Source organism: Lebetimonas sp. JS032 (assembly GCF_000523315.1).
Lineage (GTDB): Bacteria > Campylobacterota > Campylobacteria > Campylobacterales > Nautiliaceae > Lebetimonas.
The window spans coordinates 407,433-419,372 of the sequence record NZ_ATHS01000001.1 but is presented as its reverse complement, the minus strand read 5'-3'; the positions used below and the strand labels follow the sequence as shown (position 1 = coordinate 419,372).

The following is an 11,940-nucleotide window of genomic DNA, read 5'->3' as shown; positions in this document are numbered from 1 at the left end:
AAAATATTAGCATAATTTTAAAGGATGGGTTTTGGAAGCAATAAAAAGACTGGTTATAAAAACAGCTATAAATAAGATTAAATATATTGGAAACAGTAAATTCTGTGTGGTGGATGAAGAAAATACATTAAGAATATATTCTATTGAAGATTATAAACTTGTTGGAGGATTTAGGATAAAACTTCCTAAAAATAGACCTTTGGAAAACGGTGTGGATATTTCTGAGAATGGCAAATATTTGGCGATTGCCGTTGACGGAAAGAAAAAAACATCTGTCTGGGATATAGAGAATAAAAAACAGCTTTTTTTGCTTGGATGGCATAAAGGAAATGTATTAAGCGTAAGTTTTGATAAAGAGGAAAAATATATTTTAACAGGCGGAGAAGACGGCAGGGCATATTTATGGTCAATATCTACCGGAAAAATGGTAGGGGCACTTCCTCCGCATGCCGATTATATACTTTCAACCGATTTCAGCCTGAATTCTTTGTGGGCTGCCACAGGAAGTTATGACAGAAGCATAACTATTACAAACATTGCGTCAATGGATTTGTCTTTCAGAAAAAAATCACACAGAGGCGCTGTTACAAAGCTTAAATTTATCCCCAATCAACAGATGATAAGCGGAGATAAAACAGGGGAATTGATTGTATGGAATTATGCAAAAGGAAAAGTCTTAAAAAGGCTGCCCAATATGACCGATCAGATTGTTGATTTATGCATAGATAAAAATGGCAGGTTTCTTTTTGTTGTTTCCACTGATAAAAAAGTGGCTTTATATTCTCTGGAAAACTATGAACTGATAACAAATGAATTTATTAAACTCCCTTCATCTCCAAGTTCTATAGAATATATTAAAGATAAAAATTATCTGCTTGTAGGAACACTCGATGGGGATATATACATTTATGATTTACTTTCAGAAGAGAGGGAACTAAGGTCGTTAATTTCTTCCAAAAAATATTCTATGGCTTATGAGCTTATAAACAAAAATCCTTTTTTACAGTCTACAAACGCATATAAGCTGCTTGAAAACGAATGGAATAAAACATTAAATATAGCTCATAAATTTTTGGAAAAAGGTGATATCGAAAGTGCAAAAGAGCTTTTTAAACCTTTTGCGGATATCCCTGTAAAAAGAGCTATCATACAAAATTTGCTTAGGGATTTCAGGGAATTTGACAAATTTAAAAATGCGGTGTTTACCTTAAAATATCCTTTGGCATATTCTCTGGCCAATCAGTATCCTTCATTTAAAGATACAATTTATTATAAAAAAATGGAAGACGACTGGAAAAAAGTTTTTGATTTGGCAAAAGAGGCAATGTTAAAAGAAAACAATATTGAAAAAGCAAGAGATTTATTAAAACCTTTTAGGGGAGTTTCTCAAAAAACACCGTTAATTCAGGCTCTTTTTAATGAAAAGCAGCTCTATAATTTATTAAAAGAAAAACTGGCAAAAAAAGATTTTAAAGAGTTTTTTATTTTAGTTAAAAGATTTCCGTTTTTAACAGAAACAGAAGAGTATAAAAGAGCAATAAATTTTGCTAAAACACTTGATCGGAATATTCAGATTTTATTAAAAGACGGAGATTATAAAAAAGTTTTATCTTACGCCGGGATTTTGGAAAATTTCCCCGGATATGAAGAAAAAGCAGATGAATATAAAGATAAAGCAAAAATTTTGATGGATTTTCAAAGACTGCTTGCATCAAAAGATTATCACGCAATTTTTGAATATGTAAAAATGTATCCGTTTTTGGAAGATGTAAATGATTTTAAAGAGATTCAAAACGAAATAAAAGAAAAACTGGCAATTGCGGAAAAATTTGCCGCAAAAGGCGATATCGAAGCTATTTTAAATACCGTGGGGAATTTATTTAAAATTAAAGAATATTCCCTCAGAATCGCCAATTTAATAAAAAGTGCGTATTTACAGCAGATTATTTATCTTTTGGCTTTAAAATTAAAAGGTGAAAAAGTTGACGAAAAAATAATCAGGGCTTTTAAAAGATATATAAATTTGTTCGGTTTTGATTTGGAAATAGGGGATATGATAGAAAAAGCCAAAAAATTGAAAATAAATGTTGATTTAAGCGGAGTAAGTGAAGGGAATATAAATAATTTAATATATAAAAATCTGCCTTTTAGAATTTACGAATAAGTTTTAAATCGCTTTTTTTATTTATATTAATTAATTCTTTATTGTTAATTTTTATTTTTTTGGGATTTATTTTAAAAAGTCTCAAATCTGTTTTAATCGATTCTTTTATTTTCGGCAGCATTGTATAATCATAATATCCGATTAAGGGATTTTGTGAAGCTGTAGCGTGTGAAAAAAGGAGCTTTTTTATTGATTTTTCAGATATTAAAGGGGTGTCAACACTTAAAACAAAAACTTTTTTTTCTTTTTTTATAATTTCTTCCAAAGCAAAAATTGGAGCGTATATTTTAGATTTTTCTATAAAAAAAGGGTAATTTTTAAATTTTTTGTTTTTTGCCACAAAACAGACCTTTTTAAATATTTTTTTACATTTATCAAATTGAATTTTATAAAAAAGTTTTGATTTATCCTCACCGAACCTGCTCGATTTTCCACCCACTAAAATAAAACATGTAATATATATTTCTCTTTTCACTACTCACTACTCACTATTCACTTCTTTTAAATTCCCCCGATTTTCCACCGGCTTTATAATCTAAATGAATATTTGTTATTTCCATACTTCTGTCTATTGCTTTTGCCATATCATAAATAGCAAGAAGCCCGATACTTACGGCAGTTAGGGCTTCCATTTCAATACCGGTTTTTGAAGTGGTTTTTGCGGTTGCAATTAGTTTAAACCCGTTTTCAATTTCTTCTACATCCACATCTATTCCGTCTATTAAAATATTATGACACATCGGAATTAATTCGCTTGTTTTTTTACCGCCCATAATTGCAGCTATTATTGCTGTTTGCAAAACCGCACCTTTTTTTGTTTTTTCTTCCAAAATAGCTTTTTTTGTTTCTTTTTGCATATGTATTTCACCGCTTGCCGTAGCCACTCTTTTTGTAACTTTTTTTTCTCCCACATCCACCATTTTGGGATTATGTTTTTCGTTTATATGTGTCAGTTTCATAATTTTCCTTTTAAAAATTTTTTAATATTATAATGTAAAATCGACCATGTTATGCTTCCCAGAATAAAACCCGGGACAAAAGAGAGTTTTAAAATATTTAAAATTATTAAAGTTATTAATAAAGAAACTATCAGGGGAATTAAATCTTTCATTTTGGCCTTTTTGAGAATTATAATATATTTATTTTCTTTTGTATTGTTTTTTTATTAAATTTAAAAAATCAGCATACTTCCACCAGTTCATTTGCCAAAGCTTCGGCCTGTTCTAAAACGGTCTTTGTTGCAAGTTTTTGCATATCTGGTGGATATCCATATTTTCTCAAAGTTCTTTTGATAATAACTTTTAGTTTTGCTCTTGCACTTTCTCTTATAGCCCAGTCTATTGTAGTGTTTTGTTTTACTTTTTGAAATAAAACCACAGCAAGCTCTTTTAGTTTTTCTTTTCCCATAAGCTCTCTTGCACTCTCATTTTCCGCAACCGCACAGTAAAATGCATACTCATAAGGAGTTAATCCCATCTCCTGCGGTTCTTTATCGCTTTGTTTTATTTCTTTTGCCAAATGTATGAGCTCATCAATAACCTCAGCGGCGGTTAGGAGTCTGTTGTTATATTTTCTTACCAGCTCTTCTAAAGATTCTTTCAAAGTTTTACTTTTTACAATATTGGCTTTTATCCTGCCTTTAATTTCATCATTAATAAGTTTTTTTAATGTTTCAATGGCTAAATTTTTATGCTTCATTCCTTTTATTTCTTCTAAAAACTCGTCGGATAAAATTGAAATATCCGGCTTTTTAAGTCCCGCTGCATCAAATATATCAATAACTCCGTTTGAAGATACCGCTTTATCTACTATCTGTTTGATTGCCGTTTCATAGTCAAAACCATTATTATTGTCAGTATTAAATTTAACAAGTCTTGACTTTACAGCCTGAAAAAATGCCACTTCATCTTTTATGTTCATCGCTTCCTTATGCGGCACGGCTATTGCAAATGCTTTTGATAATGCGCTAACTGCATCAACAAATCTTTTTTTGCCGTTTTCAAGCCCAAGTATAAAATCTTCAGCTTCAAGGATAATATTTAATCTCTCTTTCGTATCAGTACTAAAATATCTTTGATATTCAAACCCATACAGCATATCCCTTACAACTTCTAATTTTTCAAGCATCACTTTTACGGCTTCCTCTTGTAGTTTTGCAGGCTCTCCTTTGCCACCGCTGTCACTGTAAAAAGACAAAGCTTCCTTTAAATCGCTTGCAATTCCTATATAATCAACTATAAGTCCGCCTGTTTTATCTTTATAAACTCTGTTTACCCTTGCAATAGCCTGCATAAGAGTATGGCCTTTCATAGGTTTGTCTATATACATTGTATGAAGGCAAGGCACATCAAAGCCTGTAAGCCACATATCTACAACAATTACAAGTTTTAGCTCATCCTCTGGATCTTTAAATCTCTCAGCGAGCGTTCTTCTTTCTTCTTTTGTTAAATAAAATCTTGCAATTTTCGGCTCATCTGACGATGAAGTAGTCATTACAACTTTTATTTTTCCTTTTTTTAGCTCATCACTGTGCCACTCGGGGCGCAGTTTGATGATTTCATCATAAAGGTTTGCCGCAATTTGCCGAGTCATGGTAACTATCATACCTTTTCCATCCATTACTTCAAGACGGCTTTCAAAATGATTCACAATATCTTTAGCTATTTCTTTTATTCTTGGCTTAGCCCCGACCAACGCTTCAAGTTTAGAATATTTTGCTTTTGCTTTTTCAACTTCGCTAAGTCCGTTTTCCAGCTCTTGCTCATACTCTTCTATCAGTTTTTTACCTTCATCTGTTAAATCTATCTTGACAAGCCTGCTTTCATAATATATAGGCACCGTTGCTCCATCTTCAACAGCATTTGCAATATCATAAATATCTATATAGTTTCCAAATACAGCTGGTGTGTTTTTGTCTGTTTTTTCAATCGGTGTTCCCGTAAAGGCGATATAAGTTGCATTTGGGAGGGCATCTCTTAGATATTTTGCAAATCCGTATTTTATCTCACCGCTTTTTTTATCCACTTTACCTCTAAAACCATATTGAGTTCTGTGTGCTTCATCAACAATTACGATGATATTGTCTCTATTAGACAAAGTTTCATAAACATTTCCCTCTTCAGGCCAGAATTTATGAATTGTTGTAAATACAACGCCGCCGCTTTCTACTTTTAACAGCTTCTTTAACTCCTCTCTGCTTTTTGCCTGCACAGGCTCTTGCCTTAGGAGTTTTGAAGCTGAAGCAAAAGTGTTAAAAAGCTGATCGTCAAGGTCGTTTCTGTCTGTAATAACCACAATTGTCGGGTTATTAATAGTCTGAATGATTTTTCCGGCATAAAAAAGCATAGAAAGAGATTTGCCAGAGCCCTGGGTATGCCAGACAACACCCGCTTTTTTGTCTCCTTCTTTTTGTTCTTTTACATCGGGCAATCCATACATTGCAGGCGGCTCTTTTACTATAAAACATTGATTTTGACCAATCGCTCTAAGGGTTGATTTAATGGCTTTATTTACTGCATAATATTGATGATATGCCGCAATTTTTTTTACAGTCTGGATGGTAATTTGTCCGTTAGTTTCTTTTTTTGATTTTTCAAAAAGTATAAAATACCTTATGTAATCAATAAGAGTTTCTTTATTCAAAAGTCCATATATCAGTGTTTCAAGCTGGCTTATCAAATGTGAAGCTTCTTTTTTACCATCAGCACTTTTCCATGTCATAAATCTATCATACCCAGCAGATAAACTCCCCATTTTTGCTTCAAGTCCATCAGATATTATTAAAATTTCATTGTATGTAAAAAGTGAGGGAATGGTTTTTTTATAAGTTTGAAGCTGGTTATAGGCTGATTTTATAGTGGCGTTTTCATCTGTTGGATTTTTTAGCTCCATCACAATAAGCGGCAGTCCGTTTATAAATATTACAATATCAGGCCTTTTGTTTTTATGGTTTTCTATAACTGTAAATTGATTTACTACTAAAAAATCGTTATTTTCTGGATTTTTAAAATCAATAAGCCAAACAATATCGCCTTTTTCAATACCGTCTTTTTGATATGTAACTTTTATACCATCTGTTAGCATTCTGTGGAAAATTTCATTATTTGTTATTAAATCTGGTGTATGAATTTCCGTTAGCTGTTTTATGGCATCATCAATGGCACTTTGAGGCAATTCCGGATTAAATCTTCTTATGGCATTTCTTAATCTTTCAAACAAAATCACATTTTCAAAAGATTCTCTCAGTGGATTTTCACCATCTGGAGCAATATCCCCGCCGTAAAGATAGTCATATCCCTGGGATTTTAGAAGGTCTATGGTGAAGTTTTCAATTTCTGTTTCAGAAATTGAATTATGAAGGCTGAATTTTGAAGTATGAAAATTATTGTTTTTTATCATTTTTAAAACCTTTTTTAGTGTTAACGATAATTTTTGTAATTACAGATATTACTTCATTTGTTTCTTTTATAAGATATTCCAAATCTTTATTATGTAAAATTTTGGAAGTTTTTAATAATCTGAGCCAATATAAACTCTCTCTTGCTTCTTTTTGTGCAATGCTATATTTATGTATAAAATCGGCTTTACTTTCTCCTGACTGGGCTTCTTGAATGTTCGCACCTATACTTGTTGCAGACCTTAAATACTGTTTTCCAATAATCCAACCTGCACTATTTTTTTGAGATTGTAATTTGTTGTAAATTTCAATTGCTTTTAGAGCATATTGGAAAGTTCTATCTTTTATATCAAAAACTTTTTTCATATTCCCTTTCATTCTTCATCCTTCATCCTTCATCCTTCCATTCTTCATCCTTCATCCTTCATCCTTCATCCTTCATCCTCACTTCCCCGCTTATGAGTTTTGGTAAAAGTATGTCTCGCAATTTTTCAAGGGTGCGGATTTGGTTATTATTAATTTCAATTTTATTATACAATTTTTCAATAATTTTTCCTTTTTCAATTTGGAGAGGTAAAGGTGGTATGATTATATCAATATTTCTAATTGATTGAATTGTCAAATTGACTTGAACTCCGCTATTAGCTTTAGTACGAAGTATTGCTATATTTTCTTTATCTTTTAGTTGTAAATATAATAAATAATTATTTATTAATTTTTTATTATCTTTTAAGGATATTCTTGCTACACGCTGATTAAGAACATAATGATTATTTTTATCAACCATTGCTGGTACTCCTAAAATGACAACATTATCTTTCATATCAGTCATTGCTATTACAATATCTCCTTTATTAAGAATATATTTTTCAAATTTTTTATCTCTTGGAATATAATTATGTTTTGGATTTGTTTTTAATCCGCCATTTTTATCAATATGTCCCATTTTTAATACTTCTAAATGTTCAGGTTGATATTCAACATAGTCTTTACTTTTAAAAGCAAACCCATTTTTTACTTCTGCAATTTCTTCTAATGAAACTATTTCCCAATCCTCTTTTGCGTCTTCTATAAACCATTTTCTAAAAAGTGTCTCGGTCATTTTTTCAAGTGTTTGGTTTTGGCGGTTAAGTAGGTCAATTTTATCGTCAAGAGATGAAAGCACAGAGGCTATGGCTTTTTGTTCGGGGAGAGGTGGGAGAAGAATTTCCTGAGAATAAGCTGTGTTTCTGTTTAGACCAGGAACAGCACTGTCTTCATTTAATTCATCTAACTTCAAATAAATGAGCAAATAATACATAAAATCAAAATCGTAATTTTCATTTGGTAAAATATAATAACAAGTATCAATTGGATAAAAAGGAACTTTTGCTTTATAAACTTTCCCTATTGTTCCTTTTCTACCAACAATAATTCCTTTTGATTTTACTAAAGCTTCATTATGCCATCCAGTAATACCAGCAGAACTGTAAACAGGTATATTTCCTTTAATTCGATTTTTTTCAGGAAGAGATTTTCCGTAATTAAATACAGCAACCTCTCCCAACTTAACCCTTTTCCACCCATTAGGCAATTTTTCACTCATCCCTTAAATCTCCTTTTTATCCTTCATCCTTCATCCTTCATCCTTCATCCTTCATCCTTCATCCTTCATCCTTCATCCTTCATCCTTCATCCTTCATCCTTCATCCTTCACCCTTCACAATTCATCCTTCTTTAAAACATAATAAGTGCTTCTACCTTTCCCTTGCCTTTGAATAAGATTTTTTTCGACTAATGATGTTAATGTTTCATATGCTTTAGTGTTTTGAACATTAAGAATTTCAGTTGCTTTCTTTCTCGTGATTTTTCCATTATCTAAAAGATAAAGTAATATCTTCTTTTCTTCCAATGTTAATCGTTCGTAATCGTTCGTAATCGTTCGTAATCGTTCGTAATTGTCCGCAATCGGTCGTAATCGGTCGTAATTGGTCGCGGATTCTGTTGAAACACTCTTTTGGGTTTCTGGACGGTAGTTTACTTTTCTAAATGTTATTCTAAATGAAATTCCGGGCTCGCTCCACTCAAACCTAATTTCAGGATATTTTTTTAACTCTTTGGCAATCAATCTTAATCCATTTCCCCACTGCTCTATTATTCCAAGTTTTTTAAAGACTAAAGCAAGCACTCTGTTTCTAATATCAGACTGGCCAGATTCCATATCATCAAAATCGATAGTGGGCATTAGTTTACCCGGACTAGTAATTTCAATCTTATCATCAAATATGGCAATTTTTATATCTTTTCCTGTTAAAGAATAATCACGATGAATAACTGCATTTCTTATTGCTTCACGAATTGCAATAACTGGATATTCCCATCTGTCTTTTCTATAAACTCCCTCATATGTTGAGCCTTGAGAAATGTGTCTAAGAACAAATTTATATGCTTCTTCTGCCTGAAAACTTATAGGCTCATTAATGCTCTTCTGGTCTATAAAATCTCCGGGTATTGTTCCTTTAAATCTTGCGCATTCTATTTTTGCGTAGGGAAAACGTACATTTCTTATTTCATCATTAGAAAGCAGTAAAAATGCATTTGTGGGAAATTCTCTGTTTTGGTCTGAAATTATAAGATTTAATTTTTTTAAAATGGTTTTGGTGAGCTTTTCACCTGTGATTTGTTCAAACTGTTTTGAAAACAGAGAAAAATTCAATTCATCAATAGTTTTTGAATATACCGGAAGCGAATCAAAAGAAATGCCCTGTTTTTCTCTTTCTAACTCTTCTATCATATCGTTATTAGCAAGCCTGTTTGAAGAACCGACTCTAATATATGTTCCTTTTTCTTTTCCTTTGCTTTTAAGATAATAAGGCGGGTTATTACCTTTGTAAATTTTAATTTTAACAACATATTTTCCATTATGATTTACAAATGAAATTTCAGGCAAAATAAGAGGATAGCAGTTATCATGGATAACATTGCTTATTATTTCTTCTATTTTTAATAAATCTTCTTCAGGCACTCCAATTACCTCTCTTGGATTATCTTTTATACCTATATATATTTCACCTCCGGCATCATTGGCAAAAGATACAACAGTTTTGCATAAATCAGATTTATTAGGAAGAGTTTCTTTAAATTCAAGTTTTCTATTTTCCGGCTGTTTTAAAATTTTTTCTAATTTCACTTTTACCCTTCATATCTATCTTTGCCAAATTCTCTAATATCAATTTATTGAGCTTCTCTTCTTCAGCTAACTGCTCTAAAAACTGGGCTTTTAATTTATTAAACCTTTCTTCAAAATCAAAATCATCCTCTTCTTGGGCAAGTCCCACATAACGCCCGGGTGTTAATACATAATCAAGCTCTCTTACCTCTTCAATGGTAGCGGATTTGCAAAATCCTTTTATATCTTCATAGTTTTTATCTTCTTTTTGCCATTTATGGTAAGTGTCTGCTATTTTTTTAATATCTTCCTTGGTTAAAATTCTCTGTCTTCTGTTGATAAGCTTGCCCATATCCCTTGCATCAATAAATAGTATCTGTTTTTTTCTTGTAGTTTTATTTTTTCTCAAAAACCATAAAGATGCCGGAATTTGCGTATTTAAAAATAGTTTTGCAGGTAAATTTACAATACAATCTACAATATCATCTTCAATCATATTTTTTCTTATCTCATATTCTGCACTCTGTTTTGTAGTAAGTGCTCCTTTTGCTAAGACAAAGCCAGCTTTTCCATGAGGTGCAAGGTGAAAGATGAAGTGTTGAATCCATGCATAGTTTGCGTTGCCAGCAGGCGGCACGCCATATTTCCATCTTGCATCTTTTCTTAAAAGCTCTCCGCTCCAGTCGCTGTCGTTAAAGGGAGGATTTGCTATGACAAAATCGGACTTTAAGTCTTTGTGGGCATCGTTTAGAAAAGAGCCTTCTGGATTCCATTTTACCTGTGAGCTGTCAATACCTCTAATTGCAAGATTCATTTTACAAAGCCGCCAGGTTGTCTGGTTGCTCTCCTGCCCGTAAATGGATATATCGTTGATTTTTCCTTGATGTTCCTGCACAAATTTTTCTGATTGCACAAACATCCCGCCACTTCCACAGCATGGGTCAAACACTCTTCCACGGTATGGTTCAAGCATCTCAACTAAAAGCTCAACAACACTTCTTGGAGTATAGAATTGACCGCCTTTTTTTCCTTCAGCAAGCGCAAATTCCCCTAAAAAATATTCAAACACATGCCCTAAAATATCTGAAGTTTTTTCTTTTGCCTCGTTTATTGCAATATTGCTAAATAAATCAATTAATCCCCCAAGAGCAATAGGGTCAATATTCCCCCTTGCATAAACCTTTGGTAAAACACCTTTAAGAGAAGGGTTAATTTTTTCTATAAGTTCCATTGCATTATCTATTATCTTTCCTATTTCCGGATTTTTTGCTCTTTCTTTTAAATAGCTCCATCTGGCTTCAGGAGGAATAAAAAAGACATTTTCGGCTTTGTATTCGTCTATATCTTCGGGGTCTGCTCCTTCGTATTCACCTTCTCCTTTTTTGAGTTTTTCATACAAATCCTCAAATGCTTCTGATATGTAGCGTAAAAATATAAGCCCTAAAACCACATGCTTATATTCTGCCGCATCAATATTTTTCCTCAGTTTATCGGCCGCTTTCCATAAGCTTTGCTCAAAAGTTTCACTGTTTTTTTTCTTTGCCATTATAAAATTCCTTTTTGTTGCAAACTTATAAATCCATTTTTACTAAAAATTATATGGTCTAACAGTTCAATTCCGAGAATTTTGCCGCTTTGTTTTAATTTTTGAGTAATAAATATGTCTTCTTTGCTTGGAGTAAGATTTCCTGATGGATGGTTATGCGCTACAATAATACTTGCACATCTATTTTCAACTGCAGGTGCAAACACCTCTCTTGGATGTATAAGAGTTTGATTTAACGTGCCTATGGTTATAACTCTTTTTTCACAAATCCTGTTTGCCCCGTCAAGATAGATCGCTATAAAATATTCCTGTTTTTTATCATAGAATTCTTTCAGTTCTTCATAAATATCTTTAGCTGAGGTGACAGTTTTATATTGTTTTAAAAGATATCTTTTTGAGAGTTCTATTGCACTTATTATCTGAGAGGCTTTTGCAATACCAAGCCCGTGGATTTGAAGAAGTTTTTCTATGTTGATTTCATCAAAGTCATTTTTTAAAATTTTTACAATTTCCCGTGAAAGTTTAATAACATCTTTTCCTTTAACACCGCTTCCAAGCAATACGGCAACCAGCTCATAATCTTTAAGAGCCTTTGCCCCTTTTTCCAAAAGTTTTTCTCTTGGCTTTTCAAATTTTTCAAGCTCTTTAATTTTTTTCATTGTATACCCAATATGCCTTTTTTGTAA

The 11,940-nt window shown here is 32.2% G+C and carries 10 protein-coding genes; 1 reads left to right on the top strand and 9 read right to left on the bottom strand.

The window, feature by feature from the left end; all coding sequences use genetic code 11:
• Window positions 1-31 precede the first annotated feature (31 nt).
• A complete protein-coding gene (locus DZ65_RS0102220; protein ID WP_024790651.1) occupies window positions 32-2,164 on the top strand; it encodes a WD40 repeat domain-containing protein in 2,133 nt (710 codons plus the stop codon).
• Here DZ65_RS0102220 and DZ65_RS0102215 read toward each other — a convergent pair.
• From DZ65_RS0102215 to radC, 9 genes are all read right to left on the bottom strand, one after another.
• Window positions 2,148-2,603: a molybdenum cofactor biosynthesis protein MoaC gene (locus tag DZ65_RS0102215; RefSeq protein ID WP_369792327.1), complete on the bottom strand. Its 456-nt coding sequence runs from the start codon at window positions 2,601-2,603 to the stop codon at window positions 2,148-2,150. The two genes, DZ65_RS0102220 and DZ65_RS0102215, sit on opposite strands and share 17 nt — an antisense overlap.
• Before the next feature lie 49 nt (window positions 2,604-2,652).
• On the bottom strand, window positions 2,653-3,123 hold the full coding sequence (gene moaC, locus DZ65_RS0102210) for a cyclic pyranopterin monophosphate synthase MoaC (protein ID WP_024787057.1): 471 nt from the start codon (window positions 3,121-3,123) through the stop codon (window positions 2,653-2,655).
• The gene (locus DZ65_RS10685) at window positions 3,120-3,275 is read right to left on the bottom strand and encodes a hypothetical protein (RefSeq protein ID WP_156919562.1); all 156 of its coding nucleotides are present in this window, start codon (window positions 3,273-3,275) and stop codon (window positions 3,120-3,122) included. The genes moaC and DZ65_RS10685 overlap by 4 nt, the downstream gene beginning before the upstream one ends.
• Before the next feature lie 68 nt (window positions 3,276-3,343).
• Complete coding sequence (locus DZ65_RS0102200; RefSeq protein ID WP_051428159.1) at window positions 3,344-6,562, bottom strand: type I restriction endonuclease subunit R; 3,219 nt, start codon at window positions 6,560-6,562, stop codon at window positions 3,344-3,346.
• Entirely contained in the window at window positions 6,546-6,938 is a 393-nt protein-coding gene (locus DZ65_RS0102195) for a four helix bundle protein (RefSeq protein WP_201767405.1), read from the bottom strand. The genes DZ65_RS0102200 and DZ65_RS0102195 overlap by 17 nt, the downstream gene beginning before the upstream one ends.
• Before the next feature lie 46 nt (window positions 6,939-6,984).
• Complete coding sequence (locus tag DZ65_RS0102190) at window positions 6,985-8,145, bottom strand: restriction endonuclease subunit S (protein ID WP_024790649.1); 1,161 nt, start codon at window positions 8,143-8,145, stop codon at window positions 6,985-6,987.
• Between the two features lie 114 nt (window positions 8,146-8,259).
• Window positions 8,260-9,729, bottom strand: coding sequence for an RNA-binding domain-containing protein (locus DZ65_RS0102185; RefSeq protein WP_024790648.1), 1,470 nt, complete (start codon window positions 9,727-9,729; stop codon window positions 8,260-8,262).
• On the bottom strand, window positions 9,692-11,254 hold the full coding sequence (locus DZ65_RS0102180; RefSeq protein WP_024790647.1) for a class I SAM-dependent DNA methyltransferase: 1,563 nt from the start codon (window positions 11,252-11,254) through the stop codon (window positions 9,692-9,694). The genes DZ65_RS0102185 and DZ65_RS0102180 overlap by 38 nt, the downstream gene beginning before the upstream one ends.
• Window positions 11,254-11,913, bottom strand: a complete 660-nt coding sequence (gene radC, locus DZ65_RS0102175; RefSeq protein WP_024787052.1) for a DNA repair protein RadC — start codon at window positions 11,911-11,913, stop codon at window positions 11,254-11,256. Before radC ends, DZ65_RS0102180 begins: the two co-directional genes overlap by 1 nt.
• Between the last annotated feature and the right edge of the window lie 27 nt (window positions 11,914-11,940).